The sequence below is a fragment of the Mesorhizobium shonense genome (assembly GCF_040545255.1).
Classification (GTDB): domain Bacteria; phylum Pseudomonadota; class Alphaproteobacteria; order Rhizobiales; family Rhizobiaceae; genus Mesorhizobium; species Mesorhizobium shonense.
Genome location: NZ_JBEPLM010000008.1, coordinates 1 through 22,834, shown reverse-complemented (window position 1 = coordinate 22,834; position 22,834 = coordinate 1). Strand labels below are relative to the sequence as shown.

25 protein-coding genes and 1 riboswitch are annotated in these 22,834 nt (G+C 63.9%); of the genes, 8 read left to right on the top strand and 17 right to left on the bottom strand.

What is annotated here, in order from left to right; all coding sequences use genetic code 11:
• Positions 1-65: 65 nt before the first annotated feature.
• The 7 genes from ABID26_RS20525 to ABID26_RS20495 form a co-directional block, all read right to left on the bottom strand.
• Entirely contained in the window at positions 66-653 is a 588-nt protein-coding gene (locus ABID26_RS20525; RefSeq protein WP_292344141.1) for an NAD(P)H-dependent oxidoreductase, read from the bottom strand.
• Positions 653-1,234, bottom strand: a complete 582-nt coding sequence (locus ABID26_RS20520) for an NAD(P)H-dependent oxidoreductase (protein WP_354416193.1) — start codon at positions 1,232-1,234, stop codon at positions 653-655. Before ABID26_RS20520 ends, ABID26_RS20525 begins: the two co-directional genes overlap by 1 nt.
• On the bottom strand, positions 1,234-2,634 hold the full coding sequence (locus ABID26_RS20515) for an FAD-binding oxidoreductase (RefSeq protein WP_435528593.1): 1,401 nt from the start codon (positions 2,632-2,634) through the stop codon (positions 1,234-1,236). The genes ABID26_RS20520 and ABID26_RS20515 overlap by 1 nt, the downstream gene beginning before the upstream one ends.
• The gene (locus tag ABID26_RS20510) at positions 2,631-3,932 is read right to left on the bottom strand and encodes a cytosine deaminase (RefSeq protein ID WP_292371202.1); all 1,302 of its coding nucleotides are present in this window, start codon (positions 3,930-3,932) and stop codon (positions 2,631-2,633) included. Before ABID26_RS20510 ends, ABID26_RS20515 begins: the two co-directional genes overlap by 4 nt.
• A gap of 450 nt (positions 3,933-4,382) precedes the next feature.
• On the bottom strand, positions 4,383-5,234 hold the full coding sequence (locus ABID26_RS20505) for an ABC transporter permease (RefSeq protein ID WP_354416190.1): 852 nt from the start codon (positions 5,232-5,234) through the stop codon (positions 4,383-4,385).
• A complete protein-coding gene (locus tag ABID26_RS20500; RefSeq protein ID WP_126099581.1) occupies positions 5,221-6,039 on the bottom strand; it encodes an ABC transporter ATP-binding protein in 819 nt (272 codons plus the stop codon). The genes ABID26_RS20505 and ABID26_RS20500 overlap by 14 nt, the downstream gene beginning before the upstream one ends.
• 15 nt (positions 6,040-6,054) lie before the next feature.
• Positions 6,055-7,059 carry an ABC transporter substrate-binding protein gene (locus ABID26_RS20495; protein WP_292338823.1) on the bottom strand — a complete coding sequence of 335 codons (1,005 nt, stop codon included), beginning with the start codon at positions 7,057-7,059 and terminating at the stop codon, positions 6,055-6,057.
• A 253-nt stretch (positions 7,060-7,312) separates the two neighbouring features.
• Between ABID26_RS20495 and ABID26_RS20490 the strand changes: the two genes are divergently transcribed.
• Positions 7,313-7,696 (top strand): RidA family protein, encoded by a 384-nt coding sequence (locus tag ABID26_RS20490; protein ID WP_126093247.1) that lies wholly within the window; start codon positions 7,313-7,315, stop codon positions 7,694-7,696.
• 61 nt (positions 7,697-7,757) lie between these two features.
• Positions 7,758-8,555, top strand: coding sequence for a creatininase family protein (locus tag ABID26_RS20485; RefSeq protein WP_292301270.1), 798 nt, complete (start codon positions 7,758-7,760; stop codon positions 8,553-8,555).
• On the opposite strand, the gene ABID26_RS20480 is transcribed toward ABID26_RS20485, so the two are convergent.
• Both ABID26_RS20480 and cobD read right to left on the bottom strand, forming a co-directional pair.
• Positions 8,552-9,061 (bottom strand): tyrosine phosphatase family protein, encoded by a 510-nt coding sequence (locus ABID26_RS20480; protein WP_292301272.1) that lies wholly within the window; start codon positions 9,059-9,061, stop codon positions 8,552-8,554. The two genes, ABID26_RS20485 and ABID26_RS20480, sit on opposite strands and share 4 nt — an antisense overlap.
• On the bottom strand, positions 9,058-10,113 hold the full coding sequence (cobD, locus tag ABID26_RS20475; RefSeq protein WP_292301274.1) for a threonine-phosphate decarboxylase CobD: 1,056 nt from the start codon (positions 10,111-10,113) through the stop codon (positions 9,058-9,060). The genes ABID26_RS20480 and cobD overlap by 4 nt, the downstream gene beginning before the upstream one ends.
• Here cobD and cbiB point away from each other — a divergent pair.
• A complete protein-coding gene (gene cbiB / locus ABID26_RS20470; RefSeq protein ID WP_292301276.1) occupies positions 10,112-11,101 on the top strand; it encodes an adenosylcobinamide-phosphate synthase CbiB in 990 nt (329 codons plus the stop codon). The genes cobD and cbiB overlap by 2 nt on opposite strands.
• 111 nt (positions 11,102-11,212) lie before the next feature.
• Here the strand turns inward: cbiB and cobO are convergent, their stop codons facing one another.
• From cobO to ABID26_RS20440, 6 genes are all read right to left on the bottom strand, one after another.
• Positions 11,213-11,836, bottom strand: a complete 624-nt coding sequence (cobO, locus tag ABID26_RS20465) for a cob(I)yrinic acid a,c-diamide adenosyltransferase (protein WP_292301278.1) — start codon at positions 11,834-11,836, stop codon at positions 11,213-11,215.
• Position 11,837: 1 nt separating this feature from the next.
• A complete protein-coding gene (gene cobU, locus ABID26_RS20460) occupies positions 11,838-12,359 on the bottom strand; it encodes a bifunctional adenosylcobinamide kinase/adenosylcobinamide-phosphate guanylyltransferase (RefSeq protein WP_292301279.1) in 522 nt (173 codons plus the stop codon).
• On the bottom strand, positions 12,352-13,152 hold the full coding sequence (locus tag ABID26_RS20455; protein WP_292301281.1) for a CbtA family protein: 801 nt from the start codon (positions 13,150-13,152) through the stop codon (positions 12,352-12,354). Before ABID26_RS20455 ends, cobU begins: the two co-directional genes overlap by 8 nt.
• Positions 13,153-13,167: 15 nt before the next feature.
• Positions 13,168-13,347, bottom strand: coding sequence for a CbtB domain-containing protein (locus tag ABID26_RS20450; RefSeq protein WP_095780832.1), 180 nt, complete (start codon positions 13,345-13,347; stop codon positions 13,168-13,170).
• A gap of 37 nt (positions 13,348-13,384) precedes the next feature.
• Positions 13,385-13,584, bottom strand: a riboswitch (cobalamin riboswitch).
• A 71-nt stretch (positions 13,585-13,655) separates the two neighbouring features.
• Entirely contained in the window at positions 13,656-14,342 is a 687-nt protein-coding gene (locus tag ABID26_RS20445) for a gamma-glutamylcyclotransferase (RefSeq protein ID WP_126099571.1), read from the bottom strand.
• An 80-nt stretch (positions 14,343-14,422) separates the two neighbouring features.
• Positions 14,423-15,622, bottom strand: coding sequence for an MFS transporter (locus ABID26_RS20440; protein ID WP_292301284.1), 1,200 nt, complete (start codon positions 15,620-15,622; stop codon positions 14,423-14,425).
• A 369-nt stretch (positions 15,623-15,991) separates the two neighbouring features.
• Here ABID26_RS20440 and ABID26_RS20435 point away from each other — a divergent pair, with 369 nt between their 5' ends.
• Positions 15,992-16,993 (top strand): heparan-alpha-glucosaminide N-acetyltransferase, encoded by a 1,002-nt coding sequence (locus ABID26_RS20435; RefSeq protein ID WP_292301286.1) that lies wholly within the window; start codon positions 15,992-15,994, stop codon positions 16,991-16,993.
• Complete coding sequence (locus tag ABID26_RS20430) at positions 16,990-17,466, top strand: methyltransferase family protein (RefSeq protein WP_126099568.1); 477 nt, start codon at positions 16,990-16,992, stop codon at positions 17,464-17,466. The genes ABID26_RS20435 and ABID26_RS20430 overlap by 4 nt, the downstream gene beginning before the upstream one ends.
• Positions 17,467-17,481: 15 nt before the next feature.
• Here ABID26_RS20430 and ABID26_RS20425 read toward each other — a convergent pair whose 3' ends face one another.
• Both ABID26_RS20425 and mgtE read right to left on the bottom strand, forming a co-directional pair.
• Positions 17,482-17,868 carry a MerR family transcriptional regulator gene (locus ABID26_RS20425; RefSeq protein WP_040969921.1) on the bottom strand — a complete coding sequence of 129 codons (387 nt, stop codon included), beginning with the start codon at positions 17,866-17,868 and terminating at the stop codon, positions 17,482-17,484.
• A 146-nt stretch (positions 17,869-18,014) separates the two neighbouring features.
• The gene (mgtE, locus tag ABID26_RS20420; protein ID WP_126099567.1) at positions 18,015-19,433 is read right to left on the bottom strand and encodes a magnesium transporter; all 1,419 of its coding nucleotides are present in this window, start codon (positions 19,431-19,433) and stop codon (positions 18,015-18,017) included.
• A 349-nt stretch (positions 19,434-19,782) separates the two neighbouring features.
• On the opposite strand from mgtE, the gene ABID26_RS20415 reads away from it, so the two are divergent.
• From ABID26_RS20415 to ABID26_RS20405, 3 genes are all read left to right on the top strand, one after another.
• On the top strand, positions 19,783-20,454 hold the full coding sequence (locus ABID26_RS20415; protein ID WP_354416183.1) for a response regulator transcription factor: 672 nt from the start codon (positions 19,783-19,785) through the stop codon (positions 20,452-20,454).
• Positions 20,455-20,575: 121 nt separating this feature from the next.
• Complete coding sequence (locus tag ABID26_RS20410; RefSeq protein WP_354416182.1) at positions 20,576-21,766, top strand: aminotransferase class V-fold PLP-dependent enzyme; 1,191 nt, start codon at positions 20,576-20,578, stop codon at positions 21,764-21,766.
• Between the two features lie 10 nt (positions 21,767-21,776).
• Positions 21,777-22,733 carry an HpcH/HpaI aldolase/citrate lyase family protein gene (locus ABID26_RS20405; RefSeq protein WP_292338810.1) on the top strand — a complete coding sequence of 319 codons (957 nt, stop codon included), beginning with the start codon at positions 21,777-21,779 and terminating at the stop codon, positions 22,731-22,733.
• Positions 22,734-22,834: the final 101 nt, after the last annotated feature.

The following is a 22,834-nucleotide window of genomic DNA, read 5'->3' as shown; positions in this document are numbered from 1 at the left end:
AACACCCCTCATCCGTCGCCTTCGGCGACACCTTCTCCCACAGTGGGAGAAGGGAAGATCGGCACTCAAAACCTCTCCAGCCTCGCCCTTACCTTGCCGAGAAACGCCACCCGGCTTTTCGGCGTCGAGGAATCCATCAGATAGTGCGCCAGGAAGAACGTCCGGCAGCGCGTGGCGCAGAGCGCGCGCATGCCGCGCAGGATCGTCTTGCGCCCCGGCTGGCCGACGACGACGCTCCACCAGGTCGGCGCGCCGCAGGTGGTGATGACGCCGACCTTGGTCACATGCCTCATCAGCGACGTGATCCTGCCCTTGCCGGCAGGCAGCTTGAAGGCGATGTCGGTCGCCCAGACACGGTCGAACCAGCCCTTCAGCATCGCCGGCAGGCCGTACCACCAGGTCGGGTAGATGAACAGGATCGCCTCGGCCCATTGCAGATGTTCGAAATGCGGCTCGAGTGCTGGGTCGTCCGGCGCGCGGTCATTGTAGGAGCGCCGCTCCTCGCAGCTCATCACCGGATTGAAGTTCTCGGCATAGAGATCGAGCAACCGCACATCCCAGCCTCTCCCCTTCAACACCTCGACGGCTGTGTCACGGATCGCGGCGCAATAGCTCTCGGGCACCGGGTGGCAATAGACCACCAGCACGCGCATCAGAACACGTCCATGCTGGCTGCCACCTTCGCCATGAAGGCTTTGCGCGTCTGGTCGGTGGAAAGGTTCATCGAGTAGTGCGCGAGATAGGAGACGGAAGCGCCCGGCTTGATGGTGGCTCGCAGCATGCGCTTCACCACCTTGCGCGGTGGATCGCCCGTCAGCATGGCGCGGAAGCGGCTGCCGCCATAGGTGGTGACGGCGGCGAGCTTGCCGATGTTATGCAGCGTCGGCTGCACCTTGCCGTCGACCAGTTTGAACGAAACGCCGGGCAGGAAGACGCGGTCGAAAAAACCTTTCAGGATCGCCGGATAGCCGTAGTTCCAGATCGGAAACGACAGCACCAGCGCTTCGGCCTTGCGCAGCCTTTCGACGTAGCCGGCTGCCGCATCGGTCGGCCCGCGCTGGTCGTGGTAGCCGAGCCGCTCCGTCCGCGTCAGCCGTGGGTCGAAGTCCTCGGCGTAGAGATCGCAGTCGTCGATCGAATGCCCTGCCGCAGCGAGCCGCTCTACGATCAGCCTGTGCAGGCCGGCATTGAAGCTGGTCTCCACCGGATGAGCGTAAAGCACGAGGACGTTCATCAACCCGCCTTTTGCAGCCCCTTGAACAGGAACGACTTGCCGGAACGGTAGTCGTAATCCGAGTTCTCCCAGGCGATCATCTTGCCAGGATTGAGCAGCCCTTGTGGATCGGTCTCGCGCTTGAAGGCGAGTTGCACATCGTCGGTCCGCTTCATGCCGCCCTCTTCCAGCGTGTAGCGGTGCGGGTTGAAGATCCAGCAGCCATTGTCCTCGTGGATGCGGATGATCTCATCCAGTCGTTCTTCCGTGGTGAAGCGGACCAGCGGCAGGCCTGCCGCGCCGATCGCGCCGTCGAAGCGGATGAATTCGAGATGCGCCGGCACCTCGTCGCCGAAACGGTCGACCATCGCCTTGACGTGAGCAAGATGATCCGGCGACGGGTAGCGCGCCTGCAGATAGGTGATGGTCGGATCGACGCGGATGGCGCGCAGCGTCGTGTGGTTCCAGGTCAGCTCATAGGCGGGCGGCAGGCCCTTCAGATCGGCTTCCTGGTCGGCCCGGAAGATGATCTCGCCCTTGCCGCTGCGGACGAAGGCGACGAACGCATCCATGGCATGCGGCGCGATCATGCAGACCACGATGCTCTGCTCGCGCCGGAAGAATCTCTGGTGCCGCTTGAAATAGTCGTATGGGATGGACGCCGCGATCGGCGTGATCAGCTTCGCCAATATGCCGTCCTGGATGGCGAGGTCGTTGCCGAAGCCGGCGGCATCCATGAAATCGTCGAAGCCGACGATGACGTCGATCCAGTCATAGGAGGCGGTCAGCGGCATCTCGACTTCGGTGATGATGCCGTTGGTGCCATAGGCGTGCATGACCTTGAGCACGTCTTCGCCTGTGAGCTCCATCACGCGCGGCTCGGCCTCCATGGTCACGGTCCTGAGCCGGATGACATTGCCGAGGTCGCGCAACCCGCCCCAGCGGATCGAGCCGACACCGCCCGAGCCGCCGGCGACGAAGCCGCCGATAGAGGCCGTGTTGTAGGTGGACGGCGACATGCGCAGTTCCTGCGCGGAATGCGCCCGCGTCGCTCTGTCGATATCGGCCAGCACCGCGCCCGGCCCGGTCACCACGCGTCCGGGCGCGATCGTTTTGACCTCATTCATCTCGGCGAGGTTGAGCACCACACCGCCCGACAGCGGCATCGCCTGCCCGTAATTGCCGGTGCCACTGCCGCGCGGTGTCACCGGCACGCCGTGCCGGTGACAGGCGGCAAGCACGCGGATCACCTCGGCCTCGTTCTTCGGCGTGACGATCAGGTCGCCGGCGACATGATCGAGCTGCTGCTTGAGCACCGGGCTGTACCAGTAGAAGTCGCGGCTCTTCTGCTGGACGATTGCCGGATGGTCGTCGATCTTCAGCCCTTCGAGATCGCGCTTTAGCGCTGCGATATCCATCATTCCACCATCAGTTCATCGAGTTCGGCATAGTCGGGCAGCTTACGCTCAATCGCCATGCCCTCGCGCACGACGATGCGATTCGATTCGGGCCGCGACAGCAATTCGGTCCAGCTGCGCCCCTTGAAGACGATGAAGTCGGCACTGCCGCCGGCGGCGAGAGTGCCGACGCCTTCCAGCCGCATCACCTCGGCCGGCGTCGCCGCCACCGCTCGCGGCCAGTCTCCGACGGGGTGGTCGAAATGCAGGATGCGCGTCGCCATGCGGTAGACCTCCAGCATATCGAGATCGCCATAGGCATAGAACGGGTCGCGCGTGTTGTCGGAGGCCACCGCAACCTTGATGCCCCGCGCCTTCATCTCATGCAGCAGCGTCACACCGCGCCAGCGCGGCGTGGTGCCGTCGTTGCGTCGGTCCTGCAGATAGAGGTTGCACATCGGCAGCGACACCACGGCGAGCCCCGCCTTCGCCACCTTGTCGAGCGTGTCGAGCACCTCGAGATCCGGCTGGCGCGAGAGCGAACAGCAATGGCCGACCAGAATGTTGCCGTCAAAACCGTTCCACAGCGATGCTTCGGCGATCTTCTTCAAGGAGATCGCCGCAATGTCCTCGGTCTCGTCAGCATGAAAGTCGAGGTCGAGCCCGTGCTTGATCGCCTGCGCAAAAACCCGGTCGAGCAGTTCCTCGAGGTCGGGCACCATGTAGGTGACGACGCCGAGCACACCCTTGGCCGCGGCGACGCGCTTCGCCAGTCGCTCGAACCAGACCTTGTCGCGCACGCCTTCGATGCCGAGCAGGCAGGCGGCCTGCAGGTCGATCCTGCCGCGCCAAGTCTCGCGCATCGTCTCGAACACCGGCCAGGAGATCTCCTCCTGCGGCGGCACGCTGTCGAGATGCGTGCGCAAGGCCTTGGTGCCATGCGCGTAGGCTGAGCGCAGCGAGAAATCCATGCGCCGCGCGACATCCTCCGCGCTCCAGCGCGCGGCGCGGTCGGCGCCTGCGGCGTTGAGCGCGCCCATGAAGGTACCGTCCGGATTGGGTTTTCGCGGCCAGATATGGCCCTTGTCGATATGGGTGTGGCAGTCGACGAAGCACGGCAGCACGATACGGCCGGAGAGATCGATCGCGTCGGCTGGGGCCACTGCCCGGTCGTGCGCGGCAAGGTCGGCGATCTTGCCATTGGCGATAGTAATGTCGACCAGCGCAAACCCATCCGGGTCGAAAGCCGCGGCAAGGCCTAGCGTGAGCGACCGGTGAAGCCGAACGTTAGCCAGGCGATAAGAACCAGAGGTTGGTATCAAGGCCTAGCCCCCTCTGCCCTATGCAACATCGTTCCCCAAAGGGGGCGGTGGGATCGGGGAAACGGCGAACGGCCGTGCGGAGACATCGCGAACAGTTTTGCACCGCTGCTAAGCTCGAAGGGAACGGCATGGATCCTAGGGTCTGCGCGTCCGCTTCGCTCCCGCTCCGCCCTAGGATGACGAAGAGAAAGGATGCCGGCACCAATCGCAAACGTCGGGGATAACTGGGTTCCTACCAATCTCCAGCGTTGGCGATTTGCATGTGCTTTCTTGTCCTTCGTCATCCACGGGCGGAGCGGGAGCGAAGCGGACGCGCAGACCCGAGGATCCATGCCGTTACGGTCGCCGAAGAATGCGGCGGTGCAAAACTGTTCGCGATGTCTCCGCACGGCTGTTCGCCGTATCTCTGGCCCAAGCAGCCCCTCACTGTTCTCAATCATCTCATTCATCCTAGCGCTCCTGCTTCAGCGCGCTCTCATGCCAGCGGCGCAGGATGAGATGCGACACCAGCGACAGCACCAGGAAGATCAGGATGCCGGTCAGCGAGATCAGGATCAGCGCCGCGAACAGGCGCGGCGCGTTGAGCCGGTAGCCGGCCTCGATGATGCGCGACGCCAGCCCGGACGACTGCCCCTGCGCGCCTGCGACGAATTCGGCGACGACCGCGCCGATCAGCGACAGGCCGCCGGCGATCTTCAACCCGCCGAGGAAATAGGGCATGGCCGCCGGCAGGCGCAGATAGCGCAATTGCTGCCAGCGTGTCGCGCCGTTGAGCTTGAACAAGTCGCGCAGATTGCGGTCGACGGAATTCAGCCCAAGCGTTGTGTTGGACAGGATCGGGAAGAAGGCGACGATCCAGGCGCAGAGCAGGAGCTTCGTCGTCTGGTTGTTGATGTAGATGTTGATCAGCGGGAAGATGGCGACGATCGGCGTCACCTGCAGCACGATGGCGAAGGGGAAGAACGACATCTCCACCCATTTCGACTGCGCGAACAGCACCGCCAGCCCGACGCCGCCGATGACGGCAAGCAGCAGGCTGAGGAAGGTAATCCGAAGCGTCACCAGCAGAGACGAGGACAACAGGCCGGCATCGTCATGCAACGTCTGCAGCACCACGCCGGGACGCGGCAGGATGTATTGCGGAATCTCGTTCCAGACGCAGATGCGGTCCCACAGCCAGATCGCGAGCACTATGATTGCAAGCGGCAGCACCCATTTGCCGATCCGCTCCAGCCGCTCCTGGCGAACGCGGCGCGCCTCTTCGGGATCGAGCTTGAGGGCGGTGTCTTCAGTGGCCGTCATGATGAGGTCCGGCGGTTGAGTTGATGGCATTCACCAGCACGTCCGAGGCCTGCCGGCAAAGCGCGGCATAGTCGGGCGAGGTCCGGAATACCTCGTCGCGCGGATAAGGCGCTTCAATGGCAAGCTCGCCGTAAACCCGGCCCGGCCGCGCGGCCATGACGACGACGCGGCTGGACAGGAACACGCTTTCGAAGACGCTGTGCGTGACGAAGACGACGGTGAAGCGCTCGTCCTGCCAAAGCTCCAGAAGGTCGTTGTTGAGCTTGAAGCGGGTGATCTCGTCGAGCGCCGCGAAGGGCTCGTCCATCAAAAGGATGCGCGGCCTGGTCACCATGGCCCGCGCGATCGAGACGCGCATCTTCATGCCGCCGGAAAGCTCGCGCGGCACCGCGTTCTCAAAGCCGGTAAGGTGGACGCGCGACAGCATCTCCATGACGGCGGGCTCGGCCCTGGCGCGCGACACACCTTTGAGCCTCAGCGGCAGCCAGACATTGTCGAAGACGCTCGCCCATGGCAGCAGCGTCGGCTCCTGGAAGACGAAGCCGATCTTCGACCGGTCGATCGAGCCGCGCCAGTCGAGCTGGCCGGAGGTCGGCGTCGACAGGCCGGCGATCAGCCTGAGCGCCGTCGACTTGCCGCAGCCCGACGGGCCGAGCAGGCTGAGGAAATCGCCTTCCCGGATCGCCAGGTCGACCTTGCTCAGCGCCGTCACGCCGTTGGAAAAGATCTTGCCGACATTTCGCAGCGAAAGCAGCATCGGGCTTTCGCCCGATGCCTGCTTCCGTGCCACTTTCTCCTGGATCATGTCAGGCAGGCCGCCTTACTTCTTCAGCTCCAGCCCGACGCCCTTGTTGATGAAGGCGAGCGTATAGGCCTTCTTGATGTCGATGTCCGGCTGCGCGACCTTGGCTTTGACCATCTTGTCGTAGAAGCTCTGGATGCGCGCTTCGGTCATGGCGCCGATGCCGAGCTTTTCCGAATCGCCGGAATCGACAATGCCGAACTTCTTCAGCTGCTCGATCGAGAAGGCGATCTGCTCATCCGTCATGTCCGGATTGTCCTTCTTGATCATGTCGTTGGCGGCTTTGTTGTCGCCGTAGAGATAGTTGTACCAGCCCTTGGCCGAACCATCGACGAAGCACTGCACCACCTCCGGCCGCTTGTCGATCGTGTCCTGCATCACTTCGATGGTCGTGGCGTAAGTATCCCAGCCATTGTCAGCGAGCAGAAACTGGTTCGGCATGAAACCGCCCTGCTTCTGCACGGCGAAGGGCTCCGACGTCACATAGCCCTGCTGGATCGACTTCTTGTTGGCGATGAAGGGCGCCGGATTGAAGGTGTAGGGCACACGCTTGGCGGCGTCGAAGCCGAGATCCGTCACCATCCACTGGAAGAAGGTCTGCGCGCCCTCGTCGCCGAGGATGTACTGATCGGCGTTCTTGAGATCCTCCCACTTATCCAGCCCCTGCCCCGGCTGGGACATGATGACCTGCGGGTCCTTCTGGAAATCGGCAGCGACGACGCGCATCGGAATGCCCTGCTGCACGGCGTCGAAGGCCGAGAGCAGGTTGCCGCCCATGTAGAAGTCGATCTTGCCGGCAAGCAGCATCGGCCGGCCGCTGACCTGCGGACCGCCCTGCATGATGGTCACGTCGAGGCCGCAGGCGGCATAGGTGCCGTCGGCGATCGCCTGGTAGTAGCCGCCATGTTCCGGCTCGGCCAGCCAGTTGGTGCCGAAGGTGACTTTCTCGTTGGCCGCGGCACCCAGCGTGCTGGCAGCAAGCAGCGCGATCGCACCCGCCAGGATCTTTTCTTTTCCGTGCATAAACATCACCCTCTCTTGGCTCCGGCGCGCTGCGCGCTGGGCTCGACACCATTTGTTCAAGAAGCAAGACACATGCCACCGCCTGGGCCGCCTGCTTGCGCGGCAGTCATTGCCGAGACCGGACGGGTCATGCTGTACGGGAGGCATCGTGCCTATTTTTTGGACGCCTGTCCACAATCGCCCGGGTGGCATGCACCGCATCTTGAAGGTTTCGTCAATCCGGCCTTAGTCTGCCTGCGGACAGGAGAATGCCATGCTCAAATACCTCGCCCCCCAATCGATCAAGCCGCCCTTTGCCCGCTACAGCCACGGCGTCGAAATCCCGGCGGGAAAGCGCATTGTCCTGTGTTCGGGCCAGTTGGGTATCGGTCCGGACGACGCCGTCCCCGAGGATGCCGGGGCGCAGACGGAGCTGTGCTTCAAGAACATAGCCGCAATCTTAAGCGAAGCCGGGCTGACGCTGAACGATGTCGTGCGCATCAACGCCTTCGTCACCGATCGTGCGCATCTGCAGGCCTATATGGACGTTCGCAATCGCCTGTTTTCCGATCCGGCGCCGGCCTCGACGCTTATGATCGTCTCCGGCTTCGCTCGCCCGGAATTCAAGGTCGAGGTGGAGGTGCTCGCGGCCGGCTGATGGTTGCCCGCGACCGCCAGGGGCTTTAGATCATCCCAATGAGGCCAATCGGGAGACGAAAGTGACGACGAGACGTGTGTGGTGGGGCGACTACCGGGCGACCGAATACGCCTCGATCGACGCGGAAGCGACCATCGCGGTGCTGCCGGTGGCGGCGATCGAGCAGCATGGCCCTCACCTTCCGGTCTCGACCGACACCTCGATCATGACGGGCATGCTGGAAACGGTGATCGCCCGCCTGCCCGACGACCTCGACATCCGCATCCTGCCGATCCAGGCGGTAGGCAAGTCGAACGAGCATCTACACGCGCCCGGCACGCTCACCTTGCCGGCCACCACGCTGGTGGACGCATGGACAGAGCTTGGTCTGTCGATCGCCCGAGCCGGCGTCAGGAAACTCATCGTCGTCAACTCGCATGGCGGCAATGAGGAGATCATGGGCATCGTAACGCGCGAATTGCGCGTGCAGGCAAAGATACTGGCGGTGAAGACGAGCTGGCAGCGCTTCGGCCGCCCGGCCGGCATGTATACCGAGCTGGAGGACCGTCACGGCATCCACGGCGGCGATGTCGAGACCTCGCTGATGCTGCACTTCCGGCCGGATCTCGTCGACATGGGCAAGGCCGACAATTTCGTCTCCAATGTCGGCTGCGCCGAAAAGGAATTCGCCCTGCTGCGCCACACCGGCACGCACGCCTTCGCCTGGATCGCCAGCGACCTCAATCCGAACGGCGTGGTCGGCGACGCCAGCATCGCGACCGCCGAGAAGGGCCGGCTGACGGCCGAGCATCAGGCCGACGGTTTTATCAACCTCGTCCGGGATGTGCGTAAGGCGAAGCTTGCCGACTGGCTACTTTAAGCCTGGATATCCAGCTCGAACGGCGTCCCTTCGAAGGCATCCGCGCCGCGCCCGATCGCTTCGATCGCCGCGATCATGCGGCCGTCGCGCCCGAGCAAAGTGTCGGCGACGGCGATCAGCCGCGGATTGGGCGTCGCTGACGGCGAGAGAAAGCGCAACGTCTTGGCCAGTTCCGCCTCGTCGCGTTTGGGCGCCAGTGCCGCCGCGATGATGTAGGCCGAGGCGGTCGAGCGGCTGATGCCGGCATAGCAGTGCACGACCATCGGCTTTGCCCGATCCCAGCGATAGGCGAAGTCGAGAAGCGCGCGCACATGCTCCTCGCCCGGCATGGTCATGCCTTCCTGCGCGACGGCGATGTCATGCATGACCAGATGCAGATGGTTTTCCGCCAGTATGGAGGCCGGGCGGGTCACTTCGGTGCCCGCCGCAAGCAGCGACAGCAGCCGTTCGGCGCCAGTCCTCGCCACCGTCTCTCCCACCTTCGACAGCGAACAGACATGAATCATGGTGCGGTCTCCTTCGGCGCATCGTCGCGCCGCGAGGCCCAGGCTGCAAGCGCGCCTTCGAGGCGCTGCCATTCCTCCTCGCTGCCCGGCAAACCGATACGTAGGACTTGCGGCCGCTCGGCAAAATGGCGGACCAGCACACCACGCTCGCCAAGTGCGGAAAACAGGCTTTGAACGGCGGGCAAGGACAAATACCGGAACAAAATTGTACCGCCAGCGACGGGAATGCCGAAGCGGCCGAGGAGCGCGTCAAGGCGCTTCGCATCGCCTGCCAGGCGTCGTCGCATGTCGCAAAGCCACTTGGTGTCCGCCAACGCGCGGATACCGTATTCGAGCGCTGGACCGGCGACAGCCCAGGGCCCTAGCTGCGCATCCAGCCGCTCGACCGTCAGCCGGTCGGCCAGCGCGAAACCGAGCCTCACGCCAGCGAGCCCGAAGAACTTGCCGAAGGAGCGCAGCACCACGATGCCGCCCTGCCCGACATGGCCAGCCAGACTTTGCTCGGTTGGCCCGACATCCATGAAAGCTTCGTCGACGACCAGCAGGCCGCCCTTGGCGCGAAGCCGCGCGGCAAGGTCGAGCAGGCGATCCCTTTCGACCACTCGCCCATCCGGATTGTTTGGATTGACCAGCACCGCAAGGTCGGCATCCGCCAGGGCATCGAAATCGTCCACCTCCGCCGCCGCATGGCCCGCGATTGCGGCAGCTCTGGCATGCTCTGCATAGGTCGGGCCGAGCACCAGCGCCTTGCCCGGCCTCACCAGCGAGGCGACGCGCGGCAGGAGGATCTGCGTGCCGGGCGCAGCCGCGACATGCGCCGCCGACGGCGCGCCATAGGTCCTGGCCGCAATTTCGGCCAATTCGCGCAGTCGCTCGGATTCGGGCAATCGCGACAGGGCGGTGGCGGGCAATTCGAAAAGCGGGTAGGAGTGCGGATTGATACCTGTCGAAAGATCGACGAAAGGCCGTGGCGCGTGGGGGAAGAGCGCGCTCGCCCGGCCAAGGGATCCGCCGTGATCCACCGCAGCAATCGCTCCATCAAGAAGCTTCATGTCGATCCTGATCGCTTTCCTGTCACTTGCCGTTGAACGTACCCTTGGCTATCCGGACTGGCTGTTCAACGCCATCGGCCATCCCGTCACCTGGATCGGCAGGCTGATATCCTTTCTCGATCGCAGTCTCAACCGCGCCACCGATTCCGACGAATTGCGTCGCCGCCGCGGCGTCCAGGCGCTGCTGGTCATAGTGTTGGTGCCGGCCCTCATCGGACTGACGCTGCATGTCCTGCTCTGGCTGATCTTCCCGACCGGCCTCATCTTTGCGGCCATCCTCGGCTCCTCGCTGCTGTCGCAGAAGAGCCTTGCCGAGCATGTCGAGGACGTCGCCGATGCGCTGGAGACCGGCGGCTTGACGCTTGGCCGCATCGCCGTTTCGCGCATCGTCGGCCGCGATCCCGAAAAACTCGACAAGGCGGGCGTCGCCCGCGCCGCGATCGAAAGCCTGGCCGAGAATTTCTCCGACGGCATCGTAGCACCTGCCCTCTGGACCGGCATCGGCGGGCTGGCGGGAGGTGCCGCCTACAAAGCCGCCAACACAGCCGATTCGATGATCGGCCACCGCACGCCGAAACACGAGGCTTTCGGCCGTGCCGCGGCGCTGTTCGATGACAGGATCAACCTGCCGGCATCGCGCCTTACCGGCCTGCTGATCGTGCTCGCGGCATTCCTGGTCAAAGGCGCCGATCCTCGCAATGCCTGGCAGGTGATGCGGCGCGACGCCAGGAAACACCGCTCGCCCAATGCCGGCTGGCCGGAAGCCGCGATGGCCGGCGCGCTGGGCCTGTCTTTGGCTGGGCCGCGTAGCTATGGCGGCGAGATCGTCGAGGACGCCTTCATGGGCGAAGGCGGCCGCCGTGAGGCCGAGAGCACCGACATAAGACAGGCGTTGAAGCTATACCGTGTCGCCGACTGGCTGCTGATCGGCCTGTTCGGCATCCTTTCAGCCCTCATCATCTACTTGACCATTTCGATCGCCGGTTAATGCATGTCGCCCGGAAGTGTGCAGCGGTTCTGGGACAACGACATGCATCAAAACAAAGACTTAAAAGCGCGTCGCCTGAATCCGTTTCAGCGCGACGCGCTTTATGGCGCTTCAGAATTCAATTCCCTGCTGCGCCTTCACGCCAGCCGAGAAGTGGTGCTTGGTCAGGCCCATCTCGGTGACGAGATCGGCCGCGTCGATCAATAGAGGCTTGGCGTTGCGGCCGGTGACGATGACATGCAGGCCCTCGCGGCGCGCTTTCAGCGCCGCGACCACCTTTTCAAGGTCAAGATAGTCGTAGCGCAGCGCGATGTTGAGCTCGTCGAGCACCACGAGGCTGATCGAGGGATTGGCCATCAACTCGAGCGCCTTCGCCCAGGCGGCTTCGGCGGCGGCGATGTCGCGCTTGAGGTCCTGCGTCTCCCAGGTGAAGCCCTCGCCCATCGCATGCCAGACGACACGGTCGCCGAAAGCGGCGAAAGCGTCCTTCTCGCCGGTGTGCCATTTGCCCTTGATGAACTGGACGACGCCGATGCGCTTGCCGTAGCCGAGCATCCTCAGCGCAAGCCCGAAGGCCGCGGTGGTCTTGCCCTTGCCCGGTCCGGTGTTGACGATCAGCAGCCCTTTCTCGATCGTCTTGCCCGCCACCTCGGCATCCTGCACCGCCTTGCGCTTGGCCATCTTGGCGCGATGGCGTTCGGCGTCCCTGTCTTCGGTGGTGTTGTCGTCAGCCATGTCACTTCACCTTGAGCGGCAGCCCCGCCACCATCATCAGCACGCTGTCGGCTATTGCCGCGACCTGCTGGTTGAGCCGGCCGGCGGCGTCGCGGAACCGGCGCCCCAGCGCATTGTCCGGCACGATGCCGAGCCCGACTTCATTCGACACCACGAACCATGGGCCACGCGGGCGCGACAGCACATCCGAGAGCCGGCGGCATTCGGCCTCGATATCATGTTCCGCCAGCATATGGTTGGTCAGCCACAATGTCAGGCAATCGATCAGCACCGGCTGGTGATCCGGCAAGGCCTCGATCGCGCCGGTGAGATCGAGCGGCGCATCGACGGTGACCCAGTCTTCGCCGCGCCGCGAGCGATGCAGCGCGATGCGCTCGCGCATCTCGTCGTCATAGGCCTGGGCGGTGGCGATGTAGACCCAGGGCGAAGGGGTTGCCGTCGCCAGAGTTTCGGCATGCGCGCTCTTGCCGGAGCGCGCACCGCCGATGATGAAGGTCAGGCGACCTTCGGCGCGATCAGGCAAAGCTGCCGCGCAGGCTAGTCGCCGTGCCGGTGAAGCGGCCGCGCACCACGCCGACGACCGCACCAAGCACCAGCCAGAACACCAGGTCGGTGAGCGTCACCGCCACCACGAACTGATGATGCAGCCCTTCCGGAATTGCCGTCTCGAAGCTGTCGGGCTGCGGCGCGCCGACGACATGCGGGGCAACGATCAGTACGACGGCCAGTATGGCCAGCGTCAGCGACTTTCGGAAGGCGATCAGGCCAAGACCGACCGCCGTTGCCGCCACTGTCGAAATCCACCAGATCTGGCGCGGCAGAAGCTCGGCCGCCGGCATTGCCGGCAGTTCGGGCGGCAGGCCGAGCCCGGGCGCCAGCGTGAACACGGCAAAGCCGGCGAGGCCCCAGAACACGCCCTGGCGCCAGTTGCCGATGCCGCCGGCGAATTCGGAGACCGCGACCAGGATCAGCGCGAAACCGATGCCGGTGACGATGTTGGCGACCACATTGAAGGCAAAGCGTTCCAAGCCGTCGGCGGGCGCCCAGCCCTCGTCCTCGGCCGGAGCCGCCGCTTCCGTCGGCGCCGGAGCAGCGCTGCTCATCGCGTTGTCCGCGGGAGCGGCCGAGCTCATCGCATTGTTGTTGGTAGCGGTAGCGGCGGCATGGTCATGGTGATGACCGCCACCCGCCTTTTCATAGACTTCCGCCTTGAGGATCAGCGGCACGGTCGCGTAGGCCTGCATGCAGGCGAGCGCGATGCCCGCCACGAGCCCCGCGATCGCCGCGATAAACACGACGTTGCGAAACAGGTTCATGATGTCGGACCTAGCTTAGTGGCAGGGAAAAGCCATCGAGTGGCGATAGTCGTGGGCAGCGTTGTGGACCGCATCGATATGCGAGAAGCCGACGAAACCGACGACGAAAATGCCGAGCAGCGCGGCCAAGGCCAGCTGCATAATGCGCGACTGCGAGGAGACGGAGGCGCCGAGAGAGACGGAAGCGGTATTCATGTCTTGTCCTTTCGCCCTCCACCCGAGGGCATAGAAGTCAACTTTCCCGTCGCCGGCAGGTCTCCTGGCTCGCGGATCCGCGCCCTTCCCCACCTTCCCGAGGAAAAATCCCCAGTGGTCTATGGAGAGGACTACCGCATACAGTTGCGGGGGCAGCCACGGCTTTGGGCAAAAAAGTCCACCCTCACCGCATTCCCTCTTGGCTCCAAAAACGGAACCGACGACACGACCGACTATAGGCAGAATCGTCGGGCCCGGCAAACCAAATTCCGCCACCTCAGAGCGCGATTGCGGCACGCACTGGCGTGCTAGGAGCCGGCAATCCTTTCAGCGACAAGCTGCTGCAATCGCCACAAATGGGCGTCGTGAATGCCGCGCGCTTCGAGATTCTTGACGGTGTTGTAGAGATAATCGGCGCCCGAACCCCAATGGCCGCAGGACGTCGCCAGCCTTTCGACCACCTCCTCTTCGCTGAGCGGGCCGGCATAGGTCGTGCCCTTGCGATTGATGACGAAGGCGAGCGCCCGCAACGGCCCTTTGTCGGTTGCAAGCTGCAGCAGGCGCGGGTGGTAGCTGGTCGGCTTCAGCGTCATCTCGCGCCGGAAAAGCTTGTCCAGCGCTTGCCGGCGCTCACCACCGTTCAGGCGGAAGGCGACGCCCTTGCATTGCCCGCCGCGATCCAGCGCCATCATCAGGCCCGGGCTCTGCTTGGTGCCGCGCCAGCGCGTCATCTTCATACAGAAGGAGCGATGCCAGCCGCGCGCCACGGCGACCCGCTCCTCGACATGCTCGATTTCAGGCTTCCAGATCAGCGAACCATAGCCCAACAGCCATAGCGGTTCGGTCGCGGGAAGCTCAGCCTCGAACGCGTCGAGCATGGCTTCATAGTCGCTGTCGCAGAGATGCTGCGCATCAGGATCTGGCCCTGGATCCTCGACCGCACGAAAACAGCGGGCGACGAGTTCCTCGGTGAGCGACATCGTTCTTGCAGACATGCTTGAAACCCTGGCCAGCCGGCAATGCGAACAGAGCTTAAGGTGCCCGCACAATCGCCACAATGCGGAAGACCATCCGGTCAAAACGACTTCGGCAAATAGCGCCAGGTGACGAAGCCGCAGAAGGCGGCCAACAGTCCGAGCGTGACGAAGACCGAGCCCAGCCCGAAGAAGCTCAGCACCACCGAATAGACGAGCGGCGGCGTCAACTCGGAAAAGTCGAGATAGGTGCGGTAGACCGCCGCCATCTGCGCCTTTTCGTAAGAGCGCACCGAACGCATGAAGGCGGTGGAACCCAGCGCGTCGAGCGCGATGGTGAAGAGCGCGCCGCAGAGCAGGAAGCCGGCGGTGAGCAGCGGCGCGGCTGCGCCGACACCTCCCGCTAGAAGCAGCATGGCAGACATCGCGAAATAGGCGAAGGTCATGGTCCGCCGGCCGCCGAACCGCTTTCCCGCCCTGCCCCAGAAGATCGCCATGAACAACAGCGCATTGCCAGCCGAGACCAGCAACCCGCCGGCAAGCTTGCCCTCGCCGGTGATCACCATGAACAGCGGGCCATAGACGAAGAAGGTCGTCCAGAAGCAGGAGCGGCCGAAGGCGATCAGCCAGGCGAGACGCAGGCGCGGCTGCGCGATGAAGCGGCCGATATTGGCGAGCGGATTGGCCGGCCGGCTCTTGCCGGGGCGGATCGACGGATTGTCGCCCAGCCGGTAGGTCCAGAACAGCGCCAGCAATGCCAGCGCGAAGGCCACGACCACGCCATGCGCGGCATAGATGCCGAAGCGCGCATAGAGGAAAATGCCGAGCGTCGGCCCGCCGGTCCAGGCAAACATCGACCACGCCATGCGCAGCGACTCCGCCTGCATGAAGTCGGTCTTGCGGATGTGGTCCATGATATAGAGGTTGAGCGTGATCGACAGCGCGCTCGCCCCCATGACGCGGCAAAGCATGCCGGCGAGTTGCCCAGGCAGCGTGTGGGTGACGAAGAAAACCGAACCGAGCGCCAGCATCAGGCAGCCGGCCGTGTAGACCCAGCGCCGCGCGAAGCGGCGGATCAGCATCGGAATGAACAGCGTCACCGAAAGCCCGAGCAGCGACACGATTGTGTAGAGGATCGAGACGATCTGCTCGTTGTGCAGTATCTCGTAGGCCTGGATCGGGATGACGCTGGAGATCGTGGCGCGGGCGAAGGATTCGACCGCGTAGAGCGAGGCGAAGGTGCGCGCGTCTGCCGGCCGCAGCGCCGGAAGCCAGATCGGATGGCGCACATGGGTGGACATCGGCCCTCCGAAAAGTGAATCGCTCGCCAAATCTGGCCGGACCAGCGGTCGGCCAGTAGCAGGAAACCGACTCCGAGAAGCCGAAAAGCGAAGCCGGCCAAAGGCTTTCCGCTACTGGCCTAAGGTGTGTTGAGATTCAGGTCAGGCCGAGCCGAAAACAGTGGCCTTCGAGAACCGGAGCGGAGCGGACATTCAGGTCCGTGAGCACCGGAAGCGCAGAAGGCCGCAGTTTGCAGGCCGGCATCACCTGAATATCAACACACCTTAAAGCGGCTCGCCACACGGCCGGAGCGGCAGTCGCCGATCCACCCTCTGTTGTTCGCTCGAACCGTGATAGTCGTTTGGCACGACTGAATCGGATGCGAGATCATGAGCCTTCAGACGACGAGCGAAGCCGTTCAGGACGCGCCGAAGCACAGCCGCATCGTCGCCATCGATATCCTGCGCGGCATCGCGCTGATCGCCATGGCGAGCTACCACTTCACCTGGGACCTCGAAAACTTCGGCTACACCGCGCCCGGCCTGACCGCCTTCGGCTGGTGGAAGCTCTATGCGCGCTGCATCGCCTCCACCTTCCTGTTCCTGGTCGGTGTCAGCCTGTTCCTTGCGCATGGCCGCCAGATCCGCTGGCCGAGCTTCTGGAAGCGTTTTGCCATGGTCGCGCTGGCGGCGATCGCCATCTCGGCCGTCACCTATATCGCCACGCCTGACGGCTTCATCTTCTTCGGCATCCTGCATGAGATCGCGCTGGCAAGCCTGCTCGGCCTCGCGTTTCTCAGGCTGCCGGCGCTGCTGACTGCAATTGCCGCTGCGGCCGCGATCGCAGCGCCCTATTTTTCCAGGTCGGAATTCTTCGACCATCCGGCGCTGTGGTGGGTCGGGCTGTCGGCGACCAACCCGCGCTCGAACGATTATGTGCCGCTGTTTCCATGGTTCGGCGCGGTGCTTGCAGGCGTCGCGGTCGTCAAGCTCGCTTCAGCATCCGGCCTTCTCGCTCGCCTGGGGACCTGGATGCCCGGCCGCTGGTCCAATCCGCTTGTCTTCATCGGCCGGCACAGCCTCGCCTTCTACCTTATCCACCAGCCGGTGCTGTTCGGCTCAGTCTGGCTGCTTTCGCAGGTCATGCCGGCACCGCCGCAGGACAAGGACGCGGGCTTCCTGAAAGCCTGCCAGGCCTCCTGCGAACAGCAGCGGGACACGACGTTCTGTTCCAGCTATTGTGGCTGCATGCTGGCCACGCTGAAGGGCGAAGGGTCTCTCGACAAGCTCTACAGCAACGACCAGACCGAGATCTGGAAATCGCATCTTGCGGATCTCGCGAGCACCTGCACCGCGGCGACCGAAAGCAAGATGGAGGGAGGACAACAATGACCGGCACCCAGCCGAAGCATGGGATCATCCCCTGGCCGCCCGTGATCTATGTCGTGGCGATCGCGCTCAGCGTCGTGCTCGGCATGCTCTACCCGCTGCCCTGGATCGGCGACATTTTTGGCGACATCCTGGTCGGCGCCGGCTGGGTGGCGCTCTTTGGCGTCGCCGCACTCTGGGTCACGGCGATCCGCACCATGGTGCGCGCGAAGACGACGCTCAATCCCAATGCCGAGCCCGACCATCTGGTGACGTCGGGCCCCTTCGGCATCACCCGCAACCCGATGTATCTCGCCAACACACTGCTCTTGATCGGCGTGTCCTTCATCACCGGCATCGCCTGGTTCCTGCTCTTCGCCTTCCTCGCCGCCTTCGCGACGCAGAAGCTGGCGATCGAGAAGGAGGAAAAGATGCTGGCGGCGAAGTTCGGCAAGAAATATCGCGACTACGCCAAAAGAGTACGGCGCTGGATTTGAGCTGATAAGGCCCGCTCAGGTATTGACGCCCAACTCCGCCAAACGCTCCACGCACGACTCCTCGGCCTGGTCGAGCTCGGCAAGCGTCTCCTCGAGATCGCGCCGCTTCTGGCGCAAGTCCTCGCGCTTTTCCTCGATGCGCTTGATCATCAGCTTGAGCTGGCCGACCTCGCCGGGCGGTTCCTTGTACATCTGGATGATTTCCCGGATCTCGGCGATCGAGAAGCCGAGCCGCTTGCCGCGCATGATCTGGCGGATGAGATGCCGGTCGGAGGGGCGGAACAGCCGCGTGCGGCCGCGCCTTATCGGCTGCACCAGCCCTTCATCCTCATAGAATCGCAACGTCCGGGTCGACACGTCGAACTCGCGCGTCAGCTCGGTGATCGTGTAATATTCCCGCATTCTCGCTCCCGCGCCCAAATGTCCAGGCATCGCTACGCAGAAGCGTCGCCCTTCCTCCGATCAAACCCCGTCACATGCCGGAATCGGCATATGATCCCAAGGCAACGTCGCACGGCATTTACGTAAAAGTCAATTGTAGCACTCTCTTAGGAAACGCCAAACCACCAGGTGGCCAACCCAAGGAAAGCAAAGAATCCGACAACATCGGTGACAGTGGTCACGAAGACGGCCGAAGCCACCGCCGGATCGATCTTGAAGCGGTCAAGCACCAGTGGGATGAGAATTCCGGCCAGTGCCGCGGCGAACATGTTGATGATCATTGCGGCCGCGATGATGCCGCCCAGGTTGGGATCGTGGAACCAGAGCCCGGCGACCGTCCCGATCAGCACCGCAAACACCATGCCGTTGATGAAGCCGACGCCCAGCTCGCGGCGGATGATGCGGGCAGCGTTGTAGATGTCGAGATCCCTTGTCGCCAACGCCCGCACGGTGACGGTCATGGTCTGCGAGCCGGCATTGCCGCCCATGCCGGCGACGATCGGCATCAGCACCGCCAGCGCCACGATGTGCTCGATCGTTCGGTCGAACAGGCCGATCACCGATGCCGCCAGGAATGCCGTCAACAAATTGACGAGTAGCCAAGGCACGCGCGAACGCGAGGTGGCCAGCACGGTATCGGACAGCTCTTCATCGCCGACGCCGCCCATGCGCAGAAGGTCTTCCTCCGCTTCCTGCTGGATGACGTCGACCACGTCGTCGATGGTGAGCACGCCGACCAGCCGGTCGTTCTCGTCGACCACCGCGGCCGAGAGCAGGTCGTACTGCTCGAACTCCCGCGCCGCTTCCTCCTGGTCCATGGTGGCCGGGATGGCATGTCGCGTCTCGTGCATCACGTCCTCGACCTTCACCGCGCGCTTGGTGCGCAGGATCTGGTCGAGGTCGATGGCGCCGAGCAGCTTGAAGCTCGGGTCGATGACGAAGATCTGGCTGAAGCGGTCGGGAAGGTTCTTGTCCTCGCGCATGTAGTCGATGGTCTGGCCGATCGTCCAGAACGGCGGCACGGCGACGAACTCCGTCTGCATGCGCCGGCCGGCCGTCTCTTCCGGATAGTCGAGCGCGCGCCTCAGCCTGATGCGCTCGGTGAAGGGCAGTTGCGAGAGGATCTCTTCCTGGTCTTCCCGGTCGAGATCCTCGAGAATGTAGACGGCGTCGTCGGAATCGAGTTCCTGCACCGCCTGCGCGATCTGCGCGTTGGGCAAATTGTCGACGATGTCGAGGCGGATAGCCTCGTCGACCTCGGTCAGCGCGGAGAAGTCGAAATCGGAACCGAGCAGCTCGACCAGGGCCCGGCGCTGTTCGGGATGCAGCGCCTCCAGCAGATCGCCCAGTTCGGACTGATGCAGGTCGTCGACCTCGCGCTTGAGGGTCAACGTGTCGCGGTCGGCGATGGCCGCGCCGATCTGGGCAAGGAAGGAGGAACGGACGGCGCCGTCCTCGCCGTAGATATCGGCGTGGTGCTCGTCGGCGGCCCTGGCGCCGGTCGTCTCTGTGTCCTGGGCTTCCACCAGCGCCTCCGCCAACAGGAATCCGGAAAGGGTGCGAAATCAAGGTCTAGAGCATGATCCCCGAAAGTGGAAACCGCTTTTCGGGGAAATCCTATGCCAATGCGGCAGATAGGGCCGTGATGCGATTCGTCTTGCGAAATCGTTGCGCTAGCATGCGGAATATTCAGCGAAATATGCCGCGTGAGGCCTTCGACGCGACCTGACTGCCTGGCAATTCTCGACTTCAGCCGGCGCGACAGCGCATGTCGCTGCGGAAAGAGCGCCCTTTTGCGATTGGGGCAGAATTGTCATGATGCAGGTCCGCAGGGACCGGCAACTGCATAAAGATCGACAGGACAATCGGCAGGCCTTGAACCTCAAGTCCCGGAAAACGAACGAAGCAATTGGCAACCGGCGCGTACGCGTTGTCGTCGCCGAGCGCAACCCGCTCGTTGTGTCGGCGCTGCGCGAGATGCTGGAATGCGACGGGCGTTTCGAGCTCTTGAGTTCGGTGCAGAGCGGCAAGCAATTCCTGGAATTGGCCGAGGACACCAAATTCGACGTCGCCGTCATCGGCTGGAAACTCGCCGACATGGACGGCGCGGATATCCTGGCGGAAGTCCAGAACCGCAAGCTCGACCTGCGCATCACGGTTTTTTCCAACGACCATGACATCGGCATCCTGAAGCAGTGCGTGCGCCTCGGCGCCCAAGGCTACTGCTTCCAGTTCGACGATCCGCCGATCATCTTCGAGACGATCCTGGCCGTCGCGCATGGGCGGATCTGCATCCCCTACATCGATATCAACAAGGTCAACGACACGCCGCTGTCGCAGCTCACCGTGCGTGAGCGCGAGCTGCTTGCGGTGCTGTCCGATGGCTGGACCAATCTCCAGATCGCGACCCGGACCGGGATCTCGGAGAACACGGTGAAGTACCACCTCAAGAATCTCTACGACAAGCTTGACGTGCGCAACCGCGCCATGGCTGTCGCGCTCTATGCGAACGAGAAACGCCGCACGTCCAAATCGCCATTCGGGTAGGCCGACCGGGTAGGTCAGCCCTACCCACGCGCGGCGACAACTTACCCGGCAAGGTGTTGTTGCTCGGCGCCCTCGCAACGAAACTTCCTCCACCATCCCAAACGATCGGAGGAGTTCGCGCATGGCTGGGTTCACCCATCTTTTCATCCCAGGGCCTACCAACATTCCGGAGGAGGTCCGGCAGGCCATGAACCTGCCGATGGAGGACATGCGCGCCGCTTCCTTCCCCAATCTCACGCTGCCGCTGTTCGAGGACATCAGACGGGTCTTCAAGAACGAGACCGGCCGCGTCTTCATCTACCCTTCGTCGGGCACGGGCGCCTGGGAAGCGGCGATGACCAATGTGCTCAACCCCGGCGACCGGGTGCTGATGTCGCGCTTCGGCCAGTTCTCGCATCTATGGGTCGACATGGCCGAGCGCCTCGGCTTCGAGGTCGACGTCATCGACTGCGAGTGGGGAACGGGCGTTCCGCTCGACCTCTATGCGGAGAAGCTCCGAGCCGACAAGGCGCACCGCATCAAGGCGGTCTTCTGCACCCAGAACGAAACCGCGACCGGCGTCACCAGCGACGTCGCCGGCTGTCGCGCCGCGCTCGACGCCGCGAACCACCCTGCGCTGCTCTTCGTCGATGGTGTCTCGTCGATCGGCTCGATCGACTTCCGCCAGGAGGAGTGGCGCGTCGACTGCGCCGTCAGCGGCTCGCAGAAAGGTTTCATGCTGCCCGCCGGCCTCGGCTTCCTGTCGGTCAGCAAGAAGGCGCTTGCCGCGTCGCGGGTCGCGACCCACCAGCGCTGCTACTTCTCCTTCGAGGACATGATCCGCGCCAACGACGCCGGCTACTTCCCCTACACGCCCGCCACGCAATTGCTGCGTGGCCTGCGCGCCTCGCTCGACCTGATTGCCGAGGAAGGGCTGGAGAATATCTTCGCCCGCCATCACCGCCTGGCCGAGGGCGTGCGCCAGGCGGTCGACGCCTGGGGCCTGAAGTTGTGCGCAAAGTCGCCGCAATGGCACTCCGACACGGTCAGCGCCATCCTGGTGCCGGAAGGCATCGACAGCGGCGACGTCGTCAAGCGCGCCTATCGCACCTACCAGACATCGCTCGGCGGCGGCCTCAACAAGGTGTTCGGCAAGGTCTTCCGCATCGGCCATCTCGGCTGGCTGAACGAGGTGATGGTCTGTGCTTCGCTGTCGGCGGCCGAAATGGCGCTGCTCGATTGCGGCGTGCGCCTTGCGCCGGGCTCCGGCGTGGCGGCAGCGATCGAGCATTTCAGGCGCACGGCCGAAGTGCCGGTCGCCGAGGCGGCGTGAGGAGCAGACGATGAGCCACACCATCAACCACCTCAAGAAGCTCAGGCTCCAGCGCAGCGAGCTGGCGGTTCCTGGCTCCAGCCCGGAGATGATCGACAAGGCGGCGAACAGCGCCGCCGACTTCGTCTTCCTCGACATCGAGGACGCGGTCGCGCCGCCCGACAAGGAACGCGCCCGCAAGAACATCATCCAGGCGCTCAACGACATCGACTGGCGCGCCAAGGGCAAGACCGTCTCGGTGCGCATCAACGGCCTCGACACCCATTACATGTACCGCGACGTGGTCGACGTGATGGAACAAGCTGGCGATCGGCTGGACACGATCCTGGTGCCGAAGGTCGGCGTGCCGGCCGACCTCTACATGGTCGAAGCCATGGTCAACCAGATCGAGATGGCCAAGGGTTTCAAGACCCGTGTCGGCCTCGAAGCGCTGATCGAGACGGCGCTCGGCATGGCCAATGTCGAGGCGATCGCAGCCACCCCCGGCAGGCTCGAAGCAATGCATTTCGGCGTCGCCGACTATGCCGCGAGCAACAAGGCGCGCACCGTCAACATCGGTGGCCTCAACCCCGACTATCCCGGCGACCAATGGCATTTCGCCCTCTCGCGCATGACCGTCGCCTGCCGCGCCTACGGCCTGCGCGCCATCGACGGGCCGTTCGGCGATTTCTCCGATCCCGAAGGCTACAAGGCGGCCGCCCGGCGTGCCGCGGCGCTCGGCATCGAGGGCAAATGGGCGATCCACCCTTCGCAGATCGCTTTGGCCAACGACGTGTTCTCGCCGCCGGAGAAGGAGGTCACGCGCGCCCGACGCATCCTCGAGGTGCTCAAGGAGGCGGAGGCGCTCGGCAAGGGTGCGGCAGCGCTCGACGGCAAGATGATCGACGCGGCATCCGAGCGCATGGCGCGGAACGTGCTGGTGGTGAGCGAGGCGATCGAGCGCGCCGGCCAGGCGCAGGCGCACTGACAATCCCCGGGAGGAAAAAATGGACATTCACGAATACCAGGCCAAGGAACTGCTCGCTCGCCACGGCGTGCATGTGCCGCGTGGCGGCCTTGCCTACAGCC

What these genes read in the sequence shown, in the direction of transcription:
- ABID26_RS20525 (WP_292344141.1), bottom strand. Translation starts at nt 653, where the DNA reads ATGCGCGTGCTGGTGGTCTATTGCCACCCGGTGCCCGAGAGCTATTGC.
- ABID26_RS20520 (WP_354416193.1), bottom strand. Translation starts at nt 1,234, where the DNA reads ATGAACGTCCTCGTGCTTTACGCTCATCCGGTGGAGACCAGCTTCAAT.
- ABID26_RS20515 (WP_435528593.1), bottom strand. Translation starts at nt 2,634, where the DNA reads ATGATGGATATCGCAGCGCTAAAGCGCGATCTCGAAGGGCTGAAGATC.
- ABID26_RS20505 (WP_354416190.1), bottom strand. Translation starts at nt 5,234, where the DNA reads ATGACGGCCACTGAAGACACCGCCCTCAAGCTCGATCCCGAAGAGGCG.
- ABID26_RS20500 (WP_126099581.1), bottom strand. Translation starts at nt 6,039, where the DNA reads ATGATCCAGGAGAAAGTGGCACGGAAGCAGGCATCGGGCGAAAGCCCG.
- ABID26_RS20495 (WP_292338823.1), bottom strand. Translation starts at nt 7,059, where the DNA reads ATGCACGGAAAAGAAAAGATCCTGGCGGGTGCGATCGCGCTGCTTGCT.
- ABID26_RS20490 (WP_126093247.1), top strand. Translation starts at nt 7,313, where the DNA reads ATGCTCAAATACCTCGCCCCCCAATCGATCAAGCCGCCCTTTGCCCGC.
- ABID26_RS20480 (WP_292301272.1), bottom strand. Translation starts at nt 9,061, where the DNA reads ATGATTCATGTCTGTTCGCTGTCGAAGGTGGGAGAGACGGTGGCGAGG.
- cbiB (WP_292301276.1), top strand. Translation starts at nt 10,112, where the DNA reads ATGTCGATCCTGATCGCTTTCCTGTCACTTGCCGTTGAACGTACCCTT.
- cobD (WP_292301274.1), bottom strand. Translation starts at nt 10,113, where the DNA reads ATGAAGCTTCTTGATGGAGCGATTGCTGCGGTGGATCACGGCGGATCC.
- cobO (WP_292301278.1), bottom strand. Translation starts at nt 11,836, where the DNA reads ATGGCTGACGACAACACCACCGAAGACAGGGACGCCGAACGCCATCGC.
- ABID26_RS20455 (WP_292301281.1), bottom strand. Translation starts at nt 13,152, where the DNA reads ATGAACCTGTTTCGCAACGTCGTGTTTATCGCGGCGATCGCGGGGCTC.
- ABID26_RS20450 (WP_095780832.1), bottom strand. Translation starts at nt 13,347, where the DNA reads ATGAATACCGCTTCCGTCTCTCTCGGCGCCTCCGTCTCCTCGCAGTCG.
- ABID26_RS20445 (WP_126099571.1), bottom strand. Translation starts at nt 14,342, where the DNA reads ATGTCTGCAAGAACGATGTCGCTCACCGAGGAACTCGTCGCCCGCTGT.
- ABID26_RS20440 (WP_292301284.1), bottom strand. Translation starts at nt 15,622, where the DNA reads ATGTCCACCCATGTGCGCCATCCGATCTGGCTTCCGGCGCTGCGGCCG.
- ABID26_RS20435 (WP_292301286.1), top strand. Translation starts at nt 15,992, where the DNA reads ATGAGCCTTCAGACGACGAGCGAAGCCGTTCAGGACGCGCCGAAGCAC.
- ABID26_RS20430 (WP_126099568.1), top strand. Translation starts at nt 16,990, where the DNA reads ATGACCGGCACCCAGCCGAAGCATGGGATCATCCCCTGGCCGCCCGTG.
- ABID26_RS20425 (WP_040969921.1), bottom strand. Translation starts at nt 17,868, where the DNA reads ATGCGGGAATATTACACGATCACCGAGCTGACGCGCGAGTTCGACGTG.
- ABID26_RS20410 (WP_354416182.1), top strand. Translation starts at nt 20,576, where the DNA reads ATGGCTGGGTTCACCCATCTTTTCATCCCAGGGCCTACCAACATTCCG.
- ABID26_RS20405 (WP_292338810.1), top strand. Translation starts at nt 21,777, where the DNA reads ATGAGCCACACCATCAACCACCTCAAGAAGCTCAGGCTCCAGCGCAGC.